The organism is Prevotella multiformis DSM 16608 (assembly GCF_000191065.1).
GTDB classification, from domain to species: domain Bacteria; phylum Bacteroidota; class Bacteroidia; order Bacteroidales; family Bacteroidaceae; genus Prevotella; species Prevotella multiformis.
In genome coordinates this window covers 134,178-158,822 of record NZ_GL872283.1, presented here as the reverse complement: position 1 = coordinate 158,822, position 24,645 = coordinate 134,178, and the positions used below count along the sequence as shown (strand labels likewise).

At 49.7% G+C, this 24,645-nt stretch carries 14 protein-coding genes; 7 read left to right on the top strand and 7 right to left on the bottom strand.

Translation table 11 applies throughout. The features are described 5' to 3' along the window. Positions 1–3: 3 nt before the first annotated feature. Entirely contained in the window at positions 4–984 is a 981-nt protein-coding gene (locus HMPREF9141_RS06045; RefSeq protein WP_007367704.1) for a polyprenyl synthetase family protein, read from the top strand. Positions 985–1,857: 873 nt separating this feature from the next. Here HMPREF9141_RS06045 and deoC read toward each other — a convergent pair. The 6 genes from deoC to mnmG all read right to left on the bottom strand — a co-directional run bounded on the left by deoC (position 1,858) and on the right by mnmG (position 8,618). After that, a complete protein-coding gene (gene deoC / locus HMPREF9141_RS06040) occupies positions 1,858–2,805 on the bottom strand; it encodes a deoxyribose-phosphate aldolase (protein ID WP_007367702.1) in 948 nt (315 codons plus the stop codon). A 195-nt stretch (positions 2,806–3,000) separates the two neighbouring features. Then, the gene (locus HMPREF9141_RS06035) at positions 3,001–3,324 is read right to left on the bottom strand and encodes a nucleotide pyrophosphohydrolase (RefSeq protein ID WP_007367701.1); all 324 of its coding nucleotides are present in this window, start codon (positions 3,322–3,324) and stop codon (positions 3,001–3,003) included. 126 nt (positions 3,325–3,450) lie between these two features. Beyond that, entirely contained in the window at positions 3,451–3,903 is a 453-nt protein-coding gene (gene dtd / locus HMPREF9141_RS06030; protein ID WP_007367700.1) for a D-aminoacyl-tRNA deacylase, read from the bottom strand. Between the two features lie 37 nt (positions 3,904–3,940). Then, entirely contained in the window at positions 3,941–5,770 is a 1,830-nt protein-coding gene (gene uvrC, locus HMPREF9141_RS06025) for an excinuclease ABC subunit UvrC (RefSeq protein WP_040554603.1), read from the bottom strand. 304 nt (positions 5,771–6,074) lie between these two features. Next, positions 6,075–6,605, bottom strand: a complete 531-nt coding sequence (locus HMPREF9141_RS06020) for an adenine phosphoribosyltransferase (protein WP_013670782.1) — start codon at positions 6,603–6,605, stop codon at positions 6,075–6,077. A 141-nt stretch (positions 6,606–6,746) separates the two neighbouring features. Next, positions 6,747–8,618: a tRNA uridine-5-carboxymethylaminomethyl(34) synthesis enzyme MnmG gene (gene mnmG / locus HMPREF9141_RS06015; RefSeq protein ID WP_007367697.1), complete on the bottom strand. Its 1,872-nt coding sequence runs from the start codon at positions 8,616–8,618 to the stop codon at positions 6,747–6,749. A 332-nt stretch (positions 8,619–8,950) separates the two neighbouring features. On the opposite strand from mnmG, the gene HMPREF9141_RS06010 reads away from it, so the two are divergent. Next, positions 8,951–10,156 (top strand): MFS transporter, encoded by a 1,206-nt coding sequence (locus tag HMPREF9141_RS06010; protein WP_007367696.1) that lies wholly within the window; start codon positions 8,951–8,953, stop codon positions 10,154–10,156. Between the two features lie 1,386 nt (positions 10,157–11,542). Here HMPREF9141_RS06010 and HMPREF9141_RS06000 read toward each other — a convergent pair. Then, positions 11,543–14,116, bottom strand: coding sequence for a TonB-dependent receptor (locus HMPREF9141_RS06000; protein ID WP_007367693.1), 2,574 nt, complete (start codon positions 14,114–14,116; stop codon positions 11,543–11,545). A gap of 1,133 nt (positions 14,117–15,249) precedes the next feature. Between HMPREF9141_RS06000 and HMPREF9141_RS05990 the strand changes: the two genes are divergently transcribed. The 5 genes from HMPREF9141_RS05990 to mutS all read left to right on the top strand — a co-directional run bounded on the left by HMPREF9141_RS05990 (position 15,250) and on the right by mutS (position 24,614). Continuing rightward, entirely contained in the window at positions 15,250–17,841 is a 2,592-nt protein-coding gene (locus HMPREF9141_RS05990; RefSeq protein WP_174256064.1) for a glycoside hydrolase family 84 protein, read from the top strand. Positions 17,842–19,121: 1,280 nt separating this feature from the next. Next, positions 19,122–19,733: a DUF4254 domain-containing protein gene (locus HMPREF9141_RS05985; RefSeq protein WP_007367688.1), complete on the top strand. Its 612-nt coding sequence runs from the start codon at positions 19,122–19,124 to the stop codon at positions 19,731–19,733. 178 nt (positions 19,734–19,911) lie between these two features. After that, positions 19,912–20,982, top strand: coding sequence for a glycosyltransferase family 9 protein (locus tag HMPREF9141_RS05980; protein WP_007367686.1), 1,071 nt, complete (start codon positions 19,912–19,914; stop codon positions 20,980–20,982). A 47-nt stretch (positions 20,983–21,029) separates the two neighbouring features. Next, a complete protein-coding gene (locus tag HMPREF9141_RS13570; RefSeq protein WP_007367685.1) occupies positions 21,030–21,650 on the top strand; it encodes a hypothetical protein in 621 nt (206 codons plus the stop codon). A gap of 300 nt (positions 21,651–21,950) precedes the next feature. Further along, a complete protein-coding gene (gene mutS / locus HMPREF9141_RS05970; RefSeq protein WP_007367684.1) occupies positions 21,951–24,614 on the top strand; it encodes a DNA mismatch repair protein MutS in 2,664 nt (887 codons plus the stop codon). The last annotated feature ends 31 nt before the right edge of the window (positions 24,615–24,645 follow it).

The window sequence follows — 24,645 nt, the reverse complement described above, 5'->3', positions numbered from 1 at the left end:
ATAATGGATACCCTTTCTCTAATAAAACGGCCTATAGAGGCAGAACTGGGCGATTTCATCGACCTTTTTAATCATGCTCTCGACCACGAAGACGGTTTGTTGCAGACGGTTTTGAACCATATCCGCCAGCGAGCCGGCAAACGGATGCGCCCCATCCTTATCCTCCTGATAGCAAAGAACTTTGGTAAGGTTTCTGAAGCAACACTGCACGCTGCTGTGGGACTGGAGCTTTTGCATACGGCTTCACTTGTTCACGATGATGTCGTTGATGAGTCTGCTGAGCGGAGAGGGCAGGCGAGTGTCAATGCCGACTACGACAACAAGGTTGCCGTTCTGGTGGGTGATTACGTGCTCTCTACGGCCTTGCTGTATGTTAGTCACACACATTCTGAGGCTATTGTCCGCAGATTGGCGGGGCTGGGGCAGACATTGAGTGATGGGGAGATTCTGCAACTGTCGAATATCCAGCGTAAGGATATCACGGAAGAAGCTTATTACAGGATAATCGAACGCAAGACCGCCGCACTTTTTGAAGCGTGTGCTGCAATCGGGGCAGTGTCTGCCGGTGCCTCTGAAGAGGAAGTCGATGCGGCAAGATGTTTCGGAAAGAATCTCGGAATTGTGTTCCAGATCCGCGATGACATCTTCGACTATTATGACTCTGAAACGAATATCGGCAAGCCTACAGGGAATGACCTGGCAGAGGGAAAGCTCACGCTTCCTGTTATTTATGCGTTGAATTCGGCAAAAAATGATGAGATGCTCGCTTTGGCGAATAAGGTAAAGGCGCACGATGTGACACGTGAGGAAATCGGCAGGCTGGTTGCTTTTGCCAAGAAGAGTGGTGGAATAGAATACGCAGAACGCCGTATGTGGGATTTCCATGCTGAAGCACAGACTTTCCTTGACAGATACGTGAAGGATGAAAGCATCCGTACTTCGCTCCGGTCTTATCTTGATTATGTAATTAAGAGGGAGAAATGACTGTTGGCCGGTGTGCTGATTGAAGTCTTTTTTCTATTTTTCCGGTTTTCCTGTCGGTATCTGTAACGGTAGGGTCGGGCTATCTTCATGGTGATTTTCCCTTGCCATGAAGTTTTTTTTATTTTTTCAGGCGGTTGTGTGTTTCCTGATTCTTCCCGTTCCGGGCAGTATTCTGGAGCGGCAGGATACAGTGCAATCCTGTTTACGAAACTTGGAAGCCTGTTCTCTTATAACTTATTGTCTTCTTTCAAAGGAGTGGAATAGACGTGCATAAGCGGTTTGTTTTGTCGTAATATTTTATCTTCCAAGTCCTGCCGGTGCCTGATTGCTGTTCATTCAAGCCTTAATTGCCTCTCAATAGGTGCTTTGTTGATGGCTAAGTAAGGCTTAATTGAGGTCTGACTAAGCACCTCTTGTTATCGTATATCGTAACTTGTTGATTCGTAGTTTGTTGATCATGATGTTTTGGGGGGGCTTTATCTTGTTTCCAGGGGATTCTGACGATACTTTGTGTAAGGATTTTTCGGAATCGTAAGTATCGGAAGTGGATAGGTCGATAATAGGTGGTCCGCAGCGGGAAGTGTGTTTTGGACTATGTCTTATAGGTGTTGGGACGTACTTTGGAGAGGGATGTCCGATCAGTTGTGTAAGCTGCAAATTTATTGTATAGTCTATATATATAGTAATTATAGATTATTTTATTTGTTCTTTAATTACGTAGTTTGATTTCCCTTCAAGTACGTATTCATTTTATTTCTATTGGCAGATATAATTCAGGGGCACACGAAGCCGTGTGCCCCTGTCGGGTTGATCTTGCCCTGCACAATATGTGCTGGCTGTTGAACGGAATGCTGTGTTTGAGGATAATGAGGTTTAGAAGAACTTGGTCTCAGTGCCTGTAATCTCGCTCAGCAGGAGGTTTGTAAGACGGCTGGTGCCCATCCGGAACCAGTAGTTGGTGAGCCATTTTTCGCCGAGCACCTCTTTGACGATGGTGTAGTAGATGACGGCATCCATCACGGTATTGATTCCGCCGGCTGGTTTCAGACCGATCTGAATGCCTGTCTTGTCGTAGTATTCCTTGATGGCCTGGCAGAGAATGTAGACAGACTCGGGGGTCGCACTGACCTTCTCTTTTCCCGTACTTGTCTTCAGATAGTCGGCGCCGGCGTACATGGCGAGAAGGGAAGCGGTCTTGATGTCACGGGCATTACGGAGGTCGCCTGTCTCGAGGATCACCTTCATGGGCACGTCGCCGCAGGTCTGTTTGATCTCGCTGATGGTATCGCAGACACCTTCATAGTCGCCTGACAGGAATTTGCCGACAGGCATGACGATGTCGATGTTGGTCGCTCCGTCCTTGATGGCCAGTGCCGTCTCGATGGTCTTTACCTCCAAGAAGGTCTGCGAAGAGGGGAAGTTGCCGGTTACGTTGGTGATTTCGACACCGTCGACCTCGAGGCTGTCGGCCATCAGCTTGGTGAAGCAGGGGTAGGCACAGACGGCTGCAACGTGCGGGAGGTCGGGGTATTCGCTGTCGAATCTGTTTACCTTCTCGATCATTGCGAGTACTTTCTCTTCGGTGTCTGTCGTGCTGAGGGTCGTCAGTTCGACGCTGCCCAAGAGGAATTTCTTTACGTCGAGATTATCGTTCTCGGCAACTTTTTCTGTGATGATTCTGGTCACGGCAGCCTTTACTTCCTCATCGGTGATGTTGAGGTCGTACTGCGCCAAGGCCTGGTCATACTGGCTTTTTTCTACGATTCCATCGGCTTTTTGTGCCTGGATGTCTTTTGTTACTGTGTCTTTAATCTTTCCCATGTCTGGTTTTAATTATAAATTTAGTTGTATCATTTTCTGTGTGAAAGGTGAGGGATGAAGTTCAGCTGCTTCATGGTTCCTCAGTGTTTGTAGCCGTTTACCGGCTGTTCTCCCGTGCTTCCCTGTTGGTCTCTTTTCCTCCTTTTTACGACGAGAAAATTATATTATAGTCTATTTTGTAGATCTAAATAGTCTTTATTTTAATTTCGGATTGTCTTTGTGTCTGTTCTTGTCCCGTCTCGTCTTCTTGTCAAAACTCTTCTTTAGCTCTTCTGTCAGGTCGATGCCTGTCTGGTTGGCAAGACAGAGCAGCACCCATAAGACATCTGCCATCTCTTCTCCTAAATCGGCGTTTTCACCGGTTTTGAAGCTCTGTTCGCCGTAGGTGCGGGCGATGACACGTGCCAGTTCGCCCACTTCCTCGGTGAGGCAGGCCATGTTGGTCAGCTCGCTGAAATAACGCACGCCGTAGTCTTTGATCCATTTGTCTACGGCTTGCTGGGCATCTTTGATAGTCATAGTTCTCTTTTCTTTTTAGGCGGTGATAGGCGGTGATAGGGGGCATGGGCACTGGTAGGTGCTGGTGGGCGGTGATAGGCGATGATCGGTGGATGATGGGCGGTGATACTGGATGATGAAGAGCCTTTACTCCTTGTTCTTTGTGTCTATGCAGAGGGTGACGGGACCGTCATTCAGCAGTTCTACCTGCATGTCTGCACCGAACTCTCCTGTGCTGACGGGTTTGCCCAAGGCCTCGCTCAGAGCGTCGCAGAAGCCGTGGTAGAGGGGGATGGATAGCTCGTGACGGGCCGCATGGATCCAGCTTGGACGGTTGCCTTTCTTGTAACTCGCCATGAGCGTAAACTGAGAGACGACAAGTATTTCGCCGCCTACATCCATGATGCTTCTGTTCATCATACCCTCCTCGTCATCGAAGATACGCAGTCCTGTAATCTTGTTGACAAGCCATCTGATGTCGTCTTCGGTGTCCTCTTCGGCTATTCCGAGAAGGATGAGGTATCCTTTGTCAATAGCCGACCTCACCTGTCCTTCAATGGTGACGGAGGCATGGCCCACGCGTTGTATCACGATTCTCATACGGCAAATATACGATTTTTATTTGACTTCTCGGTTATCAGTTGTGAAAATAATTGTAAACGATGTTGCCCTTGCTTGTACCGACAATGTCTATTAGCTCCTGACTATCAGCATCTTTGATTCTCTTGACACTTTTCATCTTCTTGAGTAGCAGATTCTTTGTCTTCGGTCCGATTCCCTTTATATTGTCCAACTCGCTGTGCAGCTGGCTCTTGGAGCGTTTGTCTCGATGGAAGGAGATGGCGAAACGATGTACTTCATCCTGTATCTGCGTCAGGACCTTGAACAGTTCGCCTTTGATGTCCAAGCCGATGGTCTGCGGGGGAAACCCGTAGAGGAGTTCGTTGGTACGGTGGCGGTCGTCTTTGGCAAGGCCGGCGATGGGGACGTGCAGGTGGAGCTCGTCCTCGATGACCGCTCTTACGACCTCCATCTGCCCTTTTCCGCCGTCGGTGATGATGAGGTCGGGGAGGGGAGTGCCCTCTTCCTGCATCCGGCTGTAGCGTCGTCTTACGACTTCCTGCATGGAGGCATAGTCATCAGGACCGGTTACGGTCTTGATGTTGTACTTGCGGTAGTCTTTCCTGGAGGGTTTCATGCCCTTGTAGACGATGCACCCTGCGACTGCATCCGTTCCTGAAATGTTGGAGTTATCGAAGCATTCTATCTGGTAAGGCAGCTTCGGTAATTTCAGCTTTTCCTGCAGTTCCCGCATCAGTCGGGTCTGCTTCTGCTCCGGATTCCGCTTCTCCGCCTGTTTCAGCCGGTCGAACTTGTACTGCTTTGCATTCATCTCTGAAAGTTCTAAAAGATGATGTTTGTCGCCGCGTTGAGGAATGAAGAACTCGGCATCCTTCACCTTGAAGTCAAGCGCAAAGGGGACAATGATTTCTTTGGCCGTGCTGTTGAAGCGTTCACGGATCTCCGGAATGGCTTCATTCAAGAGTTCTTCATCGGTTTCATCGAGTTTCCGCTTGTATTCGTACGTGAAGCTCTGGTTGATTGCACCGTTCTTTACATGAATATAATTGATGAAGGCATTCTTCCTTGTGTCATCATCTATAATCGTGAATACATCGACATCTGTAATCGTATGGCTTACGATTTCACTTTTTGCTGCGAAATTATCGAGAGCCATGTAACGCTGTTTGCACAGTTCTGCTTCCTCGAATCGCAGTTCTTCAGCATATTTCTCCATCTGCTGTTTGAGCATGTTCTGTACCTCGCGCGTGTTTCCTTTCAGTATTTCCCGGGCCTGTCGTATCGCTTCCTGATAGTCTTCATAACTTTGTTTGTCGATGCAAGGCGCTCCGCAGTTATGCAGATGGTATTCCAGGCAGGGCTTGTATTTTCCCTGTTCTATGCCTTCTTTCGTGATGGGGAAACGGCAGGTTCTTGGTTTATACACCTTTTTTATTATGTCAAGAATGGCGTACATACTGCTGATATGGCTGTAAGGGCCGTAGAAAGTGCCGTAACGCTTGTTGATGTTTCGTGTCTTGAAGATACGGGGAAAGTATTCGTTCGTTACACAGATACTGGGATAAGTCTTCCCGTCTTTGAGCAGTACGTTGTATTTCGGCTTGTACTGTTTGATCAGCTGATTCTCTATCAGCAGTGCATCTTCCTCTGTATTGACGACAGAATAGGATATGTCATGGATCTTTGAAACCAGTACTTTTGTCTTGAAACGGTCTACCTCTTTGTGAAAGTAGGATGACACACGACGCTTCAGGTTTTTTGCTTTACCGACATAGATGATAGTATGCTCTACGTCATAGAACTGGTAGGTGCCTGGCTTCTCAGGCATATTGAGTACAATGTTCCTCAGATAAGCCAATCGCTTCAAGTTATCTTCTTTATTCATTTTGTGTAACTCCTTTGTATAAAGGGCTTCTACGCAATTTTGTTTCACGTGGAACGCGAACTCGAAAAGCTATGAGCTGGCGGAAAGGGATAATCATTTATGGGCATTGATAGGCCGTGGAGTATCAATAGCGGGTATGGCCGATTAAAATTGGGCATCGGTAGGCTGGGAGCGAGAGCATTGTCTTAAAGCAAGGAGGAGCAGCCCCTTTTGTTGGCAGCTCCTCATTCTTTTGTTTTTCTTCTTATTCCCTTCCTTGTCCAAAGAAGGCTGGGATTTGTCTTCCTTACAGTTCCGTCACCGCTTAGAATCGGAGCAGCGAGCTTATTTCGACATCCTTGTCGAACTGTTCGCGGCTGTGCGGAAACTCCGTGTGAAGTTCGATGATGAAGTTGCAATATACTTTCTTCGGGTGGAACTTCTTGACAAGGTCGCAGGCAGCCTTCATTGTTCCACCTGTTGCCAGCAGGTCGTCGTGCAGCAGGACAATATCGTTTTCATTGATTGCATCCTTGTGAATCTCGATGGTGTCTACGCCGTATTCCTTGGCATAGCTTTCCTGTACGGTTTCGCAGGGGAGCTTCCCCGGCTTGCGGCAGAGCACGATGCCGGCACCGAGGCGTGTGGCAACGGCTGACGACATGACGAAGCCCCGGCTCTCAATGCCCACAATCTTTGTCACGCCTTTCCCCTTGTAGAGGTCGACCATCTCATCTGTAATTTCCTGAAGAGCTTCTGGTGACTTGAACAGGGTGGTTACGTCTCGGAAGTTGACTCCCTTGACTGGCCAGTCCGGAATACATCTCAGGTTGTCCAATAATAGTTTCTTGTTCATTTCCAATTTGTTATATTGTTTTGTTTTATGCGTTTGTTTCACGTGGAACCACGTGCATGCTTGTTGTCATAGGGGCATGTATCCGCTCTTTGGCAATGGAGTCTTCCCGTCTCTGTATGCGTGTTTCCGTCTCTATGCGTTCTATCTTCCCATGAGGACGAGCAGCACATTGATGTCACTTGGGCTTACTCCCGGGATGCGGCTTGCCTGTGCGAGTGTTTCCGGTTGTATTCGTTCTAACTTCTGCCGGCACTCTGTCGAGAGGTCGTGAAGTCTGCCGTAATCGAAATATCCTTTTATTTTTATGTCCTCAAGTCGGTGCATCTTTTCGGCGAACACACGCTCACGGTCGATGTACCCCTTATACTTCAGCTTTATTTCTGCAGCTTCCGCAATCTCTTCCTGACGGTTGGGGGATGCTTCGATGGCTTCTTTCAGAGCTGGAACAACAGCTGATAGATTCTCGAAGTTCACCTGCGGGCGGGCTACGAGGTCGGTAATCCTGGCCGCACCTTTTATCGGAGAAGTCCCCAGCTGTTCCAAAAGGCCGTTAACAACATCCGGCTTTACCGAGGTGTTGTTGCAGAAGTCGGTGATGCGGCTGATGTGTTCTTTCTTCTGCAGCCACCATTCGTATCGGTCGCGTCTGGCGATGCCGAGGCGGTAGGCCTGTTCTGTCAGGCGGGCATCGGCATCATCCTGGCGCAGGAGAATACGGTATTCCGCACGCGAGGTGAACATACGGTAAGGTTCGTCGACCCCCTTTGTCGTGAGGTCGTCAATCAGCACGCCGATATAGCTTTCGTCCCTGTTCATTACGAAAGGTGCTTTGCCGGCACAAAGCAGGGCTGCATTGATCCCTGCAACCGTACCTTGTCCGCCAGCCTCTTCGTATCCTGTCGTACCGTTTACCTGTCCGGCAAAGAACAGTCCGTCTATGATTTTCGATTCCAGTGAGTGTTTCAGCTGCGTAGGATCGAAATAGTCGTATTCGATGGCATACCCCGGCCGGTAGATCTTAGCATTGCGCAGAGCCGGAATCCTGTGTATGGCCTCCAGCTGGATCTCCCATGGCATGCTCGAAGAGAAGCCGTTGAGATACATTTCATTCGTGTCCGTACCCTCCGGTTCGAGGAAGAGCGGATGCGAATGCTTGTCAGGGAAGGTAACGAGTTTCGTCTCTATGGAAGGGCAGTAGCGTGGCCCTGTACTCTGAATCTGTCCGTTGAAGAGGGGAGAGTCTGCCAGTCCGCTACGCAGCACCTCGTGTACCTGCTCGTTTGTGTTGCAGGTCCAGCAGGGAAGCTGCGGAAGCTGCCGGTGCGGGCCGAAGAAAGAGAACTGATGGTAGTCTGTCTCTCCCGGCTGTGATTCCATCTCGTCAAAGTGGACCGACCGGCGGTCTATGCGCACAGGAGTGCCTGTCTTCATGCGTTCGGAGCGGATTCCGTGGCGCGTGATGCTTTCCGTAAAGTGATGGACAGCCGGCTCGGCGCATCGTCCGCCTTCCACTTTCCGTCTGCCGATGTGCATCAGTCCGTTGAGGAAGGTGCCGGCGGTGACGATTACCGTCTGTGCATACAGGCAGATACCCCATATTGTCCTGATACCCAATACCTTGCCGTTCTCTGTCAACAGTTCGTCAGCCTGGTCCTGAAAGATGTCAAGATGGTCCGTATGGTCAAGTCTTTTCCGCCATTCCCAGATGAATTTGCCACGGTCGCACTGTGCGCGCGGACTCCATACGGCAGGGCCTTTGGACCGGTTCAGCATACGGAACTGTATCGCCGTGGCATCGGTTACCAGTCCCATATAGCCTCCAAGAGCATCTATCTCCCTGACTATCTGTCCTTTGGCAATTCCTCCTACGGCCGGGTTACAGCTCATCTGCCCGATTTTATTCATGTCCATTGTCACCAGACAAGTGTCTGCGCCCATGTTGGCGGCTGCCGTAGCAGCCTCACAACCTGCGTGTCCACCGCCGATAACAAGTACATCATACTTGAATTTCATCGTCTTCTTACAAAAGTATAGGGGCACAACACCCCTAATTTAAAACGTCACAAAATTAAGAAATAAAATCGAATTACAAACAGATTATGGGAGGAAAAGTTCCTTGTATAGTTCCTTGGGAAATGCCTCTCTTCAGTTCATTCTGCATCCATGCAGCTCCGAGGCCGGTACGATCTCGTATCGAGAGAACTCATTGTCCTGTGAGGGAACAAGAGAAACATGGGAAACAAAGGAACATGTAAACTGCGGGGGGATGCAGTTATTCTGTCAAGCATTCTTTGTCTATTCAAAAAAGATGTACCTTTGCATGCTTAACTGTAAAAACGAAGAAAATGGGGATAAACGGCAAAATAGGGAAAGGGAACGAAGAACGCACCGTTTTCGGTATTCTCCTCACGGTAAGCTTCTGTCATCTTTTAGACGACACGATGCATTCGATGCTTCCCGCAATCTATCCGATGTTGAAAGAAGAGTTCGGCTTATCCTTCTTCCAGATAGGCATCATTACGCTTGTCCTGCAGTTGACCTCTTCCATCATACAGCCGTTTGTCGGGCTATATGCCGACAGGCATCATGGCTGGTGGCAATTGCCCGTGAGCATGGTTTTTACGCTCATCGGTATTTTCATGCTGTCGTATGCCGATAGTTTCCTCGTCATATTGTTGTCGGTGTCGTTGTTCGGATTAGGCTCTTCTATTTTCCATCCGCAAGGTTCGCAGGTGGCGCAGCAAGCTTCCGGTGGCAGAAACGGGTTGGCGCAGAGCATTTTCCAGGTAGGCGGCAATGGCGGTTTTGCAATAGGCCCTCTCTTTGCGGCACTCATCGTGATACCGGTCGGCCTGAGCGGTGTGCGTTGGTTTGCGTTCATAGCCCTTCTCCTGGCCTTTATTCTGGTTTATATTGGGAAATGGCACGTAAGGCAATTAAAGCAGGTCCGTAGGCGGAGACGGCCGCAATGGACCACGGCAAAGAGCTACACCCGCCGGCAGATTTACGGTTTTGTGTTTATCCTGTTCGTGTTGATGTTCTCCAAGAATTTCTATACGGAGAGCATGACCAGCTATTTCACGTTCTTCTTGATCGAGAAGTTCGGCGTCTCTATCCAATATTCCCAACTCTGTCTGTTTGTCTTCTTGGCAGCAGAGGTCGTCGGGACACTTCTCGGAGGGTGGATAGGCGACCGTTATGGGCGGAAATACGTAATATGGTTCTCTATCTTCGGTGCGGCCCCTTTCACAATCCTGCTCCCTTATGTGGGAAGCCTTGCCGGTACGGTTGTTCTGTCAGCCGTTATCGGTCTCATCATAGCCTCGGCCTTTTCCGCCATATTGGTCTATGCCACCGACCTCATGCCCAATCATATCGGGACGATAGCCGGTATCTTCTATGGGCTGTCGTTTGGTCTTGGTGGGCTGGGCAGTTCGTTCTTCGGTTGGCTGGCCGACCAGACAAGTATTCTTTTTGTCTTCAAAGTCAGCACATTGCTCCCGTTATTAGGCATTATGGCCATCTGCCTGCCAAAGATGAAGCGTGTATGAGCCGGCGTTTATCTGTATGTTGATGGAGGGCATGTCCGGGATATGCTGCACCGGCCGACCGCCGATAAGGTGTATCGACCGCCGTCAAAGGTAGTTTTACAGAACCTGCCTTGTGACCCTGACCCGTCCTTCTTCCATTAGCACATAGGTGTCGGAATCGATTGTAGAGAAGTGTTGTTTTTCAATCGCATTATATTGCTGTCTGGTAAATCCTTTCCGTATAAGTCGGTCCTTCCTTTCTGCTGTACGCATGGACGTGACGGGAATCGAACCTTGTCTCCCTGCCTGTGTGCTGACGGCTGACAACCAGTCGTGCTGACGGCTTGTGCGCCTTCCGTCTGTCGCTCTCCGGATGGAAACGACCCGCAGGAGAAGGCAAAGACCGACGTACTTTATCTGATAGGGTAGGGGCTTTCCCAAAGGCGAAGCGGGATTGCCGGTTGAGAGGAAGCCACGCATAGCATTCCATGACATTTAATCTTTTGTCGGCCCCTAATAATTTGACAGCTTTCCAGCCTTCGCCAGTGTGTCGCCTAAAGAGAATAGATCTGGGGTCTTCCGTTAAATGTATAGATTGGAGATAGAATAAAGGCTTATGCACTTGCATGGTATGACTGTCCTGAATCAGGCGGTCTTACAAGAGAGGATAAACTACAGGATAAAATGCAGGAAGACAAATTGATACGATGGCCTGTCCATCGGCCTGCCTTTCCGTCTTCTACAGACAACTTATTCCCATATCATCGGTGTTTGTAAACAGTTTTCATGCAACCAAAGCTGACACATGCTCTTCTGGCTTCTAAAAGGTGCCTGATTGACTTGCAACAGGTGCCCTTTCAGCGTGTTACCAACGCCCTTTTGGAGTCCAATCAAGCACCTGTTTTGGACGGCTTGACAACCAATTGATTGACTGCTGGTTACAAACCTGATTTTGACACGGGTTTTGCATATTTGCAGATGATTTGTTTGAAATTATGTAATGGTTTTTCAGAATCTTAGCTGCATTTCCAATTAAAATGAAAAGGGCTTTGTATCGGAGGATGGTGATAGAATAGCCGGTTGACAGTCCTGGCTATGTTTCTGTTTATTGAATCACTTCGGTTCTTCCGTGAAAGCTATGTGAAAAGCATCCACGCATTTGACGGAAGAACCGATTTCTCCGTGTTCCTTTCTTCCTCCGTTATGGAAAGACGGAGCTTCTGAAAAGTGGAGTGGCTTGCATGGAAATGTCGGCACTCGTTTGCGAATATCCATAGCGCAAGAACCTGAAAAGCCCATTATAAACTCGTCTCCGAGTGATATAACGGGCTTTTTTCGTTCCTGGGAGAACTCAGCTTACAGAATAAAAGTTCTTGATTTTCATTCTTCCGCCGCACTCATCAGCTTTCAGAAGGTCAGCCGGAAACCGGCATAGAAACTTCTCGGCGACATGGGGCCATAGATGTATGCCGAATCCCGGTTGTAGCCTTTGTCAAAGTCTTTCTGGTAGGCATTGAAAATGTTTTGTATGCCTGCAAAAACTTTTGCCTGATAGTAGGTGTATATCGGGAAGGAGTATTCTGCTTTCAAGCCCAGCTCCATGAATGTAGGTGTCTTGAAAGTTCGCGGTCCGTACACCTCTCCCACCTTGTCCGTCTGTCCTTCTCCTGACATTACCCTGTCGTAAGCTATATTGGCAGAGATGACTCCTAAATACTCATCCATAGCCAATGTCTTTCCGTCCTCTTCCGTTGGTATCTCATGCCCTGCGAGCATGCTGCCGGTGAAGTTCCCGGTAAGGGTCAGGTCAAGGTTTTTCGTAACATTCCAGGTTGAAACGAAATATCCATAGACGTCCGGGCTGCGATACATGCGTCGTGTTGTGTAGGCATCATTTTCGTTCCATTGCTGTGCTTTGTCCCACCGGCTTTGATGACAGGTCAGTCCCAGCTGTATAGACAGCAGCTGCGGGTATGCCAACCGCCCTTCGATACTTGCTCCGATCACCTTTGCGCCATCGGAATTGCTGCGTGTTTTCAGGATTTGTTCCTTGCCCGATTTATCTGTTATTCTCGACTGTGTCAGCGTGAAAGCATCCCGTAATTGGGTATAGAAAGTCTCTCCCGTAAGGTTCAACTGCCATTGTCCGAGCTGTTTGTACCAGTCTGCCGACAGGCTGAAACTGTTTGAACGCTCCTCATGCAGATTGGAAGCATTCTGGATGATGATGAGATCACCGCCGGCATTGTCCACATGCAGATCTTCATCAAAGATCTGCGGTGCCCTGAAACCGGAGCTGTAGTTAGCCCGAAGAACAATGTCCTTGGTAGGGTTGAACCGTACATTTGCACGAGGAGAGACAATCACGTGCCGCACCAGTGAGTGCTTGTCCAGTCGTCCTCCGACAAGGAAACTCCAACGTTCCGTTTTCCATTCGTTCTGAATGTATCCCGAGGTCGTGTGTGCGTTCTGGTCTATGGCTTCTGACCTGAATCCGCTTTTGTCTTTCAATCTGTCACCGTTGTACTCCAATCCCAATGTCAGTTCTGAAGGCATGAAAAGCAACTTGTCTATATTGCATGAATATTGCAGACCGAAAACGTTGGTTGACCCGTTTGTACGGCCATAGCTTGCCATCCTTTTCTTCAGTTCAAGGGCATCATCCGGCGTGAAAGGGGTTGTGGCATCGCCTGCTTTCTCCAGCAGTTGTTCAACCGTTTTCGCCCCTCCTCCGTAGTAACTCTCCCGCTTTACCTTCATGAATGATGCAAAGGCATTCAGCCTGTGGTGCTCATCCTTGGAGAAGAAAGTGTAGTTGATGCTTCCTGTCAGGTTGTTATGCCGCAGTTGTTCAGCCACATGTGCATCGTGCGGCTCATAGTCGAAACGGTCGCCGCCACGTCTGAACTCACGTGTGTTATGCAGTTCTGCTGTCAGCTTGGAACAGTCAGACAGGTGGAAGAATGTGCGCAATCCCACATTGTTTCCGTGCAGTTTAGGCATTTCAGAATACCCGTCCTTGTCGTAATCATAGGGCGAACGGTGATGAATCTGGCCGAATATGGAGAAGCCCATTCTGTTGTTGTCCGTTACATACGTGGCATTGATGTTGGATGTGTTCTCAAAAGTACTTAATCCGCCGATACCCCTGATCTCATGCGACAGGCTTGCCGAGGGTGATGCAGGCTCTTTGGTGATGATGTTTATCACACCTGCGATTGCCGAAGACCCGAACAGGGCACTTCCTCCGCCGCGCATAATTTCTATACGTTCTATCATGTTCGTGGGTATTTGCTCCAATCCATATACACCCGCAAGGGCACTGAACACGGGACGGGAGTCCACCAATATCTGCGAGTAAGGACCGTCCAGACCGTTGATTCTGACTTGTGAAAAACCACAGTTCTGACAGTTGTCTTCTACACGCAGCCCCGGTTGGAACTTCAAAGCCTGCGAGAGGAACGAACTCTGTGTACGGTTGAAAATCTTTTCATCGAGCACATTCACCAAGGTTGGTGCCAACCTTCGTTTCGTTACATTGCGGGTAGCGGAGACGACAACATCATTCAGGTTGATTACGGCAGGCTCCATCTCAAAGTCGCTTGGGAAAGTCCCGTCCGGCGTTGTGGTGATTTTATGCACCTGCGTTTCATACCCCATGATGGAAACCTCAATCTCCAGGTCGCCGACAGGCAGGTTCTTGAGCATGTAATGGCCGGTGACATCTGTCATGGCTGTAATATGTGTGCCCTTTACCTTCACCAGGATATGCGGCAGGAACTTCATCGTCGAAGCGTCACGCACGTGTCCTACGATATGTGCAGGCTTGTCCTTGTCGTCATCTGTAATCATGTTTTTCGTTGCCGCCAGAATCTGGACCGGACGTTTGTTCACGGTGCTTGTGCTCGAAGCAGGCTTGCCCGTGGCACTTCCCGGAAGTGCTAAAGTTGACAATAACAACAGTTTTAATAATTTATCCATATTTGCTTTTTGATTGTGAATGTTTTGTTTGAAGACATATATTTAGTCACTACAATGAATAGTGTTGGTTTATAGGGGCTTTGCATCCTGAAACGGACTTGTCGGTTCTCGATGGAAAATCAGGTTGAGAACACTGTTTTTAACGGCATAACCGGCTTTTTCTCCCTTTATGTAATTTCCATTGCAAAGGTATGAATCCTGCATGTTATTCACAATACTTAAATTATATGATTTTTACGAGCTATTTTTATTTACCTTTTTTAGTGATTTCACAGTCGTAATCGTAATTCTTCGCTATCAATACTGATTTTCCCAGCAGCAGCGAAACACCCGAAAGGCCGTTTCATCCCAAACCGTTCATTGTAAAATCCTACGGCTCCGAATACCGATAAATCCAATGAACAGAACAGAAGAAACGCCCGGTTTCAGATCAATGAAATCGTACTTGGAAAATAACATGGTGTCCGGTTGCATTGAAAGCAAGCCTTACTTCACTCGCAACTAAGGCTTACTTGAAACGCAATTAAGCACCGATTTTCGCATTGTCCTTTAATCTGCTGATAATCTGATGGAGGTATGTTTGATTCCGGAGGGCATTTCTTCTCCCCGGTCATGGGGGGGATTGGGATCCAAAAAATCCTGAACGACTGCAGTTTATTTGAACCCCTCTGGCTACATCAGGGCATCATTTATGCAATACACTGCGCAGCGTGCAGTCGGAATACAACCATCCGACAAGTCATTGTCGCAGATGTTCAATACTACATACAGCTGAATAGTTACGTATTGACAAAGTCTCTATGAATCTTTATCCTACGCCTTCTGTGTTTGTAAATCCATCTTTTCCAGCTCGTAAAGGCCGCTGTCGGTTTCTTTTCATCAGCTGCTTTCCTGAACGGAATACTGTTGATTACAAAGCCATTTTCATGAAAGAAACTGTTTCTTTTCACGGAAAATAATTCTTTCCTTATTGTTTTTGGGAGACTGATGATGGGCGAAATCCATTTTAATTCCTTATCTTTGCAGGTAGAATCCCTTGTTTACAGAAAGGGAAGCAATCGTGTTACCATTTTTATCGACTTGACCCTATGCGGAAGTATGTGGCAGTCGGAAGCAAAATATTAAGAACCTACATGAAACAAAAGAGACTTTTCGTTACTTTCGCCGTGGGCTTGTGTACACTTACGGCAGCCCAGGCGCAGGACAACGAATTCGACTTAGGCAGCCAGCGTTCGGAAGTACAGCTGGTAAATCCTGTTCCCGGCAAGAAGATGGACCATCACGGACTTGTCATCAATCCTACTCCACGTTACATGAAGCTGGCGGGAGAGAAGACGGTGGACATCAGCGGCGGCATCCGGACTGTCGTCCCGAAGCATGACAGTGAAAGGCCTTACGACGACGATCTTGACTTCCTGCCTCTTCTGAACGTCCGCTCTCCGCACTACAAGCAAGGCTTTCCTTTGCGGGCGGCCTATGGCAAGATGCCGTCGGTCAATGGTGTGGAGAATGTTCCAGGTGCCTATATACTGCAGATAACTCCGAGTGGAATCGATATCAGCGGCTTTGACGATACAGGTGTCTTCTATGCCATACAGACCTTGCGCCAGATCATGGAGAACCCGTCGGTGGAAGGTGGAAAGAAACTTCCCTGTATAAAGATAATGGACGCACCGGTCTTCCCTTACCGCGGCGTGGTCGAGGGCTTTTACGGTACGCCCTGGTCGCACGCCGTACGCCTGTCATTGATCGACTTCTACGGCAGGTACAAGCTCAACACCTATATCTACGGCCCGAAGGACGACCCTTATCACAGTTCGCCCAACTGGCGTCTGCCTTATCCCGAACGTGAACAAAAGAACATCAAAGAACTTGTTGACGCTTGTAAACGGAATCGTGTAGATTTCGTTTGGGCCATCCATCCGGGCAAGGATATCAAGTGGAACGAGGAAGACTATCAGAACCTTGTCCGTAAGTTCGACCTCATGTATGCTGACGGTGTGCGTTCGTTCGCCATCTTCTTCGATGACATTGAGGGAGAAGGAACCAATCCTGACAGGCAAGTCGAGCTGTTGAACCGATTGACCAAGGAGTTTGTAAAGGCGAAGGGCGACGTTTCTCCGCTGATTATCTGCCCTACCGATTATTCCAGACTGTGGGCGAAACCGGGTGAAGACGGACCGTTGAGCATCTATGGAAGGACGCTCGACCCCTCTGTCCGGGTGTTCTGGACGGGTGATGTCGTGTGCAGTGACGTGACGAAGAGCACGCTCGACTGGGTGGACAGCCGCATCAAGCGGCCTGCTCTCTTCTGGTGGAACTACGCCGTTACCGACTATGTGCGCAATCTTATCCTGCAGGGGCCGGTCTACGGACTGGACACCTCGCTCACAGACAGGGATATGTGCGGACTTGTCAGCAACCCGATGGAACACGGAGAGGCCTCGAAACTCTCGCTTTACAGTGTGGCCGATTACACGTGGAATCCGAAGGACTACAACCCGATTGACAGCTGGGAACGTGGCCTGGAGGTGATGATGCCCCGTGCAAAGGAGGCTTACCGCACGTTCGCCATCCATTCGGCCGATACGGAGACAGGCTACCGCCGCGACGAGTCATGGGAGACCGAGACCTTCCGGCTCGCTGATTACACAAAGGAGAAGCGTGACCGGCTTTATGAAGAGTTCGAACGTGTCGCAAAGGCCCCTGCCGAAATCGAGGCAGGCTGCACCGATACATTGCTTATCAAGGAGCTTCGTCCGTGGCTGACGGAGTTCGGCAAGCTCGGCGAGCGTGGCAGGAAGGCCATCGAACTGATGGATCTCTACCGCTCGGGAGACGCTGCCGCCTTCTGGAAGGCGTATGTGCAGAACCGCATGACGCCCGCCGAGGAAAAAGCGTACGAGACACACAAGTCGGGAACCATGAAGCTGCAGCCGTTCTATGCGTGTGCCATGGCCGACCTCGCCGATGCGTTCTACGAGCAGCAGTCGGGCGAAAAGGCCTTTACGCTGCACGGAATCGGAACTTACAGGAGTCTTGCGACGACACAGAGCCGTCTGATGCTTGACGGCGACAGCACTACGTTCTATACCTCCGGAGAGAGCCAGAAGGCGGGTGACTGGATGGGTGTCGCCCTTCCCGAGGCAATGGCGGTGCGCGAGGTACACATCCTGCAGGGCAGGAATTCCAAGGACGACTGCGACTTCTACGACCATGCTGCGCTGGAGTGTTCCGTTGACGGAAAGACATGGCAGCCGCTTCTTTCAGATATGCGTAGCCGGTATGATGTTCTGTGGAAGGCCGTCGAACCGGTAGAGATGCGCTATATCCGTCTCCGCAGGCTCGATTCCGAACGTACCAACTGGGCTTCCATACGTTCGTTCGTGGTGACTCCTGCGGCCGGGGCTTCCCTTGCTTTCGGCGGGGATGCCGCTGCATCAGACGGTGTTCTTCTGGCCTTCGACCATCGGCCCTGTACGGCCTTCAAGAACACGGGTGCTGTCTCGTTCGAGGTGCCGCACGGTACGACCTCGTACACTTTCCTCCTTTCATTGCCCGAAGGAGGAAGCGTCAGCCTGCGTCAGTACGACAGACGCAACCGCCTGAAGGCGGAGACAAGTTACAGTGAGCCGTTCTTTGCGGCAGCCGTCGCAAAGGGTGCGGCCCGTATCGAGCTGGTCGGGAAGTCTGAGGTGTACGAGATCATTCCAAAGAGAAAGTAAGCGGCTGTGCCGGTCGGAAAGACCGGCAGGCAGGCTTCGCTTTTGGAGAAAACGACAAAACGAGCAATGGGGACAGAGGCTTGGTGCCGGTTCCTGTTGCTCGTTTTATGTGTCGCCTGTTTCCGGGAAAGGGCGGGTGGTGGCGGATGACCGTTTGGTGGTCTTTACTCAAGTTTCGGATTTAGTGAGTCTGTGCGTTTGCTCTAAGCGTCTCCGGTCTTTTGTTGTTCTCAATACTCTGTATCATCAGATTGCCTGATTCTGCACCGGTTATTTCAGTTACGGCTTCTGTTATGACGGCCCGTATTTTCGACCATGGTCAACTCGTGTATCTCCGTATATATGTCCTCGAAGATTCCGACGATGTTGTCATGGCCATGCGTCTTATTGACTGATGTAAGCTGGTTGTAGCGTATGGTGACAAGTGAAACATGGATGATATGGTCGGAAAAACGACTGCTTAGGATAAATCCGAAGCTTGGGTCATGCGGAAAACGTAGGTTCTTCCGTTAAATGCGTAGATGCTTTTCATATGGCTTTAACGGAAGAACCGAAGTGATTGATGAAACAAAAACATGGCCAAGACCGTCAACTGTCTATCCTGTCATCAGCCTCCGAGTCAAAGACCTTTTCATTTTAATACGTTGAAAAGACAGATAAGATTTTGAAAAACCATTACATGATTTCAAACAAATCATCTGTAAATGTAAAGAACACGTGCAAAAAGGGAGTTTGTAACCAGCAGTCAATCAATCGGTTGTCAAGTCGTTTGTAAAAGGTGCCTGATTGGACTTCAAAAGGGCGTTGGTAACACGCTAAAGGAGCACCTGCTGCAGATCAATCAGGCATCTTTTAGAAGCCAGAAGAGCATGTGTCAGCTTTGAACTGCACAAAAATATTTACAAACACTGATGATCTGAGAATAAGTTGTTTGTAGATGACGGAAAGACAGGCTGACGGACAGGCATCGTATCAATTTGTCTTTTCTGCCTTTTATCCTGTAGTTTACCCTCTTTTGTAAAACCATCCGTTTTGGGAAAGTCATACTATGCAAGTACACAAGCCCTTTATTCTATTCCCATCTATCCATTTAACGGAAGAACCAAAACGTAAGTAATCCTGATGTGTCTCTGCACCGAGTGTCCTTGCGTGGCAGCTGGATGCAGCCGCTTTTCTGACTGATGGTCTTTTGGTGGTGCTCAATGAAAAACAACAGTTTTTATTTTGCGTTTTGAGGATTTTACTATATATTTGCAAAATAAACAAAAAACAAAAACCGAATGTCATTTACAGAACATTGTAACGAGATTTTCAATCAGGCAATCCGTGATTACCATGTCACGGACAATGTAGATACACCTATCAGTAATCCTTATGACAGAGATTCCATTGAGAACCGGCTCTACCTGAAGTGCTGGATTGATACTGTCCAGTGGCATTTCGAGGACCTCATCCGCGACCCGCACATCGACCCTGAGAACGGAATGAGCCTGAAACACCGCATCGACCGGTCCAACCAGGACAGGACGGATCTTGTCGAGCAGATTGATTCCTACTTCCGCCAGCTTTATTCTGATGTGACACCGCTGCCTGAAGCCACCATCAACACGGAAAGTCCGGCATGGGCAGTTGACCGGCTGTCAATCCTCGCACTGAAAATCTACCACATGAAGGAGCAGACCGAACGTACGGATGCGCCGGCCGAGCACATCGAGAAATGCAGGTCGAAACTGAACATCCTCCTCGAACAGCAGAAGGACCTCGGCCTCGCCATCGATCAGCTGCTTGATGACATCCAGCACGGACGGAAGTACATGAAAGTGTACCGGCAGATGAAGATGTACAACGATCCTGCGACAAATCCGATACTTTATAATAACAAGAAGAAGTAAGCCCAAGCCTCACCCCCAACCCCTCTCCGAATGGAGAGGGGAGTAATCACCGATGAGGGGTGTTGTCAGGGGACAAGTCGGGCAAAATCATCACCGCTTTATCACCGCTTGTCATCGCCCATTACCGCTTATCACCGCCCATCATCGCCTACAGCCTCTTGTCACCGCCTATCATCCTATGAAGACCCCGCACCTCCTTATCATCCGTTTCTCGGCCATGGGCGATGTCGCCATGACAGTTCCCATCGTCTACTCGCTTGCGAGACAGTATCCCAATGTGAGGATCAGCGTGCTCTCCCGTCCTTTCGCACAGCCTTTCTTCCAGGACCTTGCACCGAACGTATGCTTCATGGCGGCTGACCTGAAAGGAGAGTACAAAGGACTCATGGGGCTCAACAGACTTTACCGCCGTCTGGTGGCCAAACAGCCTACTGCGGTGGCCGATTTCCATAATGTTCTGCGCACACGTTACCTGCGCCTGCGCTTCCTTCTGGGCGGCTACCCTGTGGCACATATCAACAAGCACAAGAAAGGGAAAAGGCTGCTGTGCCGGAAAGAGAACAAGGTGTTCGCCCAGCAGCCCACCTCCTTCCGCAACTATGCGGATGTGCTCGGACAGCTGGGCTATCCTGTCAAACCCGATTTCAAGAGCATCTTCCCGCAGGAAGGCGGCGACCTCCGGAATCTCCCTAATATAATAGGTGTAAAACGGCCTGATGAATGCTGGATCGGCATCGCACCCTTCGCTGCCCATGCCGGCAAGATGTATCCGCAGGAGAAGATGGGAAAGGCCATCTCTCTGCTCACAAAACAGCATCCTTCCTGGCGCATCTTCCTCTTCGGCGGTGGCAGACAGGAAATTGAAGTGCTGAACGGCTGGGCAGCGCAATATCCACAGTGCCTCTGTGTCGCCAGTGTCTTGAAAGGGCTTGACAAAGAACTCATCCTCATGAGCCACCTCGACACCATGCTCTCCATGGACAGTGCCAACATGCATCTGGCCTCCCTCACCGGTACGAGGGTCGTAAGCGTATGGGGGGCAACACACCCTTACTGCGGATTCATGGGATGGAACCAGAAGGCGGAGGATGCCGTGCAGATTACCACCCTGCCCTGCCGTCCCTGTTCCGTCTTCGGCAACAGACCCTGCCATCGTGGCGACTTCGCCTGTATGAACAATATCCTGCCTGAAGAAATCGTACAACGCATCGAAGCAGGATTACTGTCGGGACAGAAGACCAGAAGATGATAAATCACAAAGAGTTACAGAGAACTTAAACAAGTGACACCGAAAATATGAAACAAACGGCACTCCTTTTCGTCTTTTTCCTTACCCTCCTGTCCTCCTGCTGTAACAAGACTTGTCAAAAGCCAGCAGACAGTAATCCATTAGACGGCTTGGTTCTCGTTGATACCACACAGATGAAGTCGGCCTTTCTGGGCTGTATCCATCGTTTTATCAAGCAACATCCAAGGGACAATGCGTTCATTCTTGAATCTGGATACGGATACGAAGACCATGGTGTTATAACAAATGGTGTCTATATCAACAATGACATCTTTATAATCCACCCGGCTTATCATGATGCGTTTATGGGTGGAGAATGGTCTGTTGACGATATGTATCCTTCGCACTATTTCAGAATTGACGACCGCATCGTCTTTCTCTGCTCACGTGCAGATTCCTTTACAAAACAGGAGAAATGCAGGAAAGCCTATCATCAGATAGTGCCCGACAGCCTGCGTGTGCGCTATGATGACTTGGCCTTTATCCTTGTTGAACATAAAGGAAACAAGGCTGTTTTGCTGTCAGGTGATGAAATAAGAAAGCGAAAGATCTGTCCTATCAGTGCTTTTAGGGAAGTCGTCAAATTCATGGCTCCAAAGGTTGCCGATGAGGGATTAGGAAACGAATGACTTTATCAAGCGGTAGGATAAGGCGATTTTATGATACAGGCACGGTGGCTGTAAACACCGGAAGAGACAACTGTTTTTTATTACTTCCTTCCCGAATGTAATGTGCGACGTTGTGACCGGCCCTCTTTGAACACAGAACCATAAGTTGTTCTGATCACTCCTAATCCTATGATCAATATATCCATGTTTGTGTTTATTTTTGACAAAGGTAATTAATTATTTGGGCTTTCTTCCTTATTTTTGTAATTTTGTAAGTCTAAGGATAAAATAGGAAACAGACTTAATAAGGAAGTAAAAGATATGGCAAAGGACGACAAGGGACTGACCCCGATGATGAAGCAGTTCTTCTCGATGAAGGCACAGCACCCGGGTGCCCTGATGCTTTTCCGCTGCGGCGACTTCTACGAGACGTATGGTGAGGATGCCGTGGAATCGGCAAAGATACTCGGTATCACCCTTACACGCCGTAACAACGGAGGAAACTGCGATTCGATAGAGATGGCCGGGTTCCCGCATCATGCCCTCGATACTTATCTGCCAAAACTCATCCGTGCCGGAAAGCGAGTGGCCATCTGCGACCAGCTGGAAGATCCGAAGAAGAAACGCGAGGCCATCAAAGGGAAAAAAGGACTTTCGGCAATGGACAAGATGGTGAAGCGCGGCATCACCGAACTTGTCACGCCCGGCGTTGCCATGAGTGATAATGTGCTGAATTACAAGGAGAACAACTTTCTTGCTGCGGTGCATTTCGGCAAAGGGTCTTGTGGGGTGAGTTTCTTGGATATATCTACCGGTGAGTTCCTGACGGGCGAAGGCACCTTTGATTACGTCGAGAAGCTGCTGGGCAACTTCCAACCCAAGGAAGTACTCTTCGACCGTGCGAAGAAACAGGACTTTGAACGCTACTTCGGCACACGGCTCTGCACGTTCGAAATGGACGACTGGGTGTTTACCGACCAGACAGCTCGCCAGAAGCTCCTGAAGCATTTCGGCACGAAGAACCTCAAGGGATTCGGCGTCGACCACCTGCATAACGGCGTTGTTGCAGCAGGCGCCATCCTGCAGTATCTGGAGATAACACAGCATACCCACATCAACCACATCACTTCGCTGGCACGTATTGAAGAAGACAAGTACGTGCGGATGGACCGCTTTACCATCCGCTCCCTGGAACTGATTGCACCGATGAACGAAGACGGGGCATCACTTCTGGATGTCATCGACAATACCGTCACGCCGATGGGCGGACGTATGCTGCGCCGCTGGATGGTCTTTCCGCTGAAGGATGCAAAACCCATCAATGAGCGGCTGGACGTAGTGGACTATCTTTTCCGTGAGCCGGATTTCCGCGAATGCATCGATGAGCAGTTCCACCGCATCGGCGACCTGGAGCGTATCATCTCAAAGGTAGCTGTCGGCCGGGTGTCACCCCGTGAGGTAGTGCAGCTGAAGAACGCCCTCATGGCCATCCAGCCAGTGAAGACAGCCTGTCTTTATGCAAAGAGCGAGACGCTGAAAAGGATCGGCGAACAGCTGAATCTCTGCGAGTCCCTGCGTGACAGAATAGAAAAGGAGATACAGCCCGACCCGCCGCAGCTGGCGGCGAAAGGCAACGTGATAGCACCGGGGTATGACCGGCAGCTCGACGAGCTGCGCTCTATCCGTGACAACGGCAAACAGTATCTGCTGGAGATACAGGAGAAAGAGGCAGAACAGACGGGTATCACCTCGCTGAAGATAGGATTCAACAACGTTTTCGGCTATTATTTGGAGGTACGCAATACGTTCAAGGACAAGGTGCCGGAGAATTGGATCCGCAAACAGACACTGGCGCAGGCAGAGCGTTACATCACACCCGAACTCAAGGAGTACGAGGAGAAGATACTGGGTGCTGACGAGAAGATACTGGCGATGGAGGGGCAGCTTTTCATGGAACTGATACAGGATATGCAGGAGTTCATTCCGCAGATACAGATCAATGCCAACCTCATTGCCCATCTCGACTGTCTGCTTTCGTTCATGAAGGTGTCGCAGCAGCAGCGGTATGTACGCCCGGTGGTAGACGGTTCGGAGGTATTGGACATCAAGCAGGGTCGCCACCCGGTGATTGAGACACAGCTTCCGATAGGCGAGCAGTACGTGCCTAACGATGTGCTGCTTGATACGGAACACCAGCAGATCATGATGATAACGGGCCCGAACATGGCGGGCAAGTCGGCACTGCTGCGGCAGACGGCACTCATCGTGCTCCTGGCGCAGATAGGCTGCTTCGTCCCGGCCGAACGGGCACGTATCGGGATGGTGGACAAAATCTTCACACGTGTGGGGGCTTCGGACAACATCTCGCTGGGGGAGTCGACCTTCATGGTGGAGATGACAGAGGCCTCGAACATCCTTAACAACGTCACTCCACGCTCGCTGGTCCTCTTCGACGAACTGGGACGCGGCACAAGTACCTACGACGGCATCAGCATTGCATGGGCCATCGTGGAGTATCTGCACGAACATCCACGTGCACAGGCACGTACCCTCTTCGCCACGCACTACCATGAACTGAACGAGATGGAGAAGAGCTTCCCACGCATCAGGAACTTCAACGTCTCTGTAAAGGAAGTCGACGGCAAGATCATCTTCCTCCGCAAGCTGGAACCGGGCGGCAGCGAGCATTCCTTCGGTATTCATGTCGCCGAGATAGCGGGCATGCCCCGTTCTATTGTAAAGCGTGCAAATGTCATTCTCAAGGAGCTTGAAACGGATAATGCGCAGGTGGGGGGTGTCGGCAAGGCTGCCGTTGAGCGGCTTGACCAGAGCAGGGAAGGCGTGCAGCTCTCCTTCTTCCAGCTCGACGATCCTGTCCTCACGCAGATCCGTGACGAGATTCTCGGTCTGGATGTCAACAACCTTACGCCTGTTGAAGCCCTCAACAAGCTGAATGACATTAAGAAAATACTGAAAGGCCAGTAACTGAATATCTGCTAATTCTTGCAAGTTTTTG

What these genes read in the sequence shown, in the direction of transcription:
- HMPREF9141_RS13570 (WP_007367685.1), top strand. Translation starts at nt 21,030, where the DNA reads ATGAAACAAACGGCACTCCTTTTCGTCTTTTTCCTTACCCTCCTGTCC.
- HMPREF9141_RS05990 (WP_174256064.1), top strand. Translation starts at nt 15,250, where the DNA reads ATGAAACAAAAGAGACTTTTCGTTACTTTCGCCGTGGGCTTGTGTACA.
- mnmG (WP_007367697.1), bottom strand. Translation starts at nt 8,618, where the DNA reads ATGAAATTCAAGTATGATGTACTTGTTATCGGCGGTGGACACGCAGGT.
- HMPREF9141_RS05985 (WP_007367688.1), top strand. Translation starts at nt 19,122, where the DNA reads ATGTCATTTACAGAACATTGTAACGAGATTTTCAATCAGGCAATCCGT.
- HMPREF9141_RS06010 (WP_007367696.1), top strand. Translation starts at nt 8,951, where the DNA reads ATGGGGATAAACGGCAAAATAGGGAAAGGGAACGAAGAACGCACCGTT.
- dtd (WP_007367700.1), bottom strand. Translation starts at nt 3,903, where the DNA reads ATGAGAATCGTGATACAACGCGTGGGCCATGCCTCCGTCACCATTGAA.
- HMPREF9141_RS06035 (WP_007367701.1), bottom strand. Translation starts at nt 3,324, where the DNA reads ATGACTATCAAAGATGCCCAGCAAGCCGTAGACAAATGGATCAAAGAC.
- HMPREF9141_RS06000 (WP_007367693.1), bottom strand. Translation starts at nt 14,116, where the DNA reads ATGGATAAATTATTAAAACTGTTGTTATTGTCAACTTTAGCACTTCCG.
- uvrC (WP_040554603.1), bottom strand. Translation starts at nt 5,770, where the DNA reads ATGAATAAAGAAGATAACTTGAAGCGATTGGCTTATCTGAGGAACATT.
- HMPREF9141_RS05980 (WP_007367686.1), top strand. Translation starts at nt 19,912, where the DNA reads ATGAAGACCCCGCACCTCCTTATCATCCGTTTCTCGGCCATGGGCGAT.
- deoC (WP_007367702.1), bottom strand. Translation starts at nt 2,805, where the DNA reads ATGGGAAAGATTAAAGACACAGTAACAAAAGACATCCAGGCACAAAAA.
- HMPREF9141_RS06020 (WP_013670782.1), bottom strand. Translation starts at nt 6,605, where the DNA reads ATGAACAAGAAACTATTATTGGACAACCTGAGATGTATTCCGGACTGG.
- mutS (WP_007367684.1), top strand. Translation starts at nt 21,951, where the DNA reads ATGGCAAAGGACGACAAGGGACTGACCCCGATGATGAAGCAGTTCTTC.
- HMPREF9141_RS06045 (WP_007367704.1), top strand. Translation starts at nt 4, where the DNA reads ATGGATACCCTTTCTCTAATAAAACGGCCTATAGAGGCAGAACTGGGC.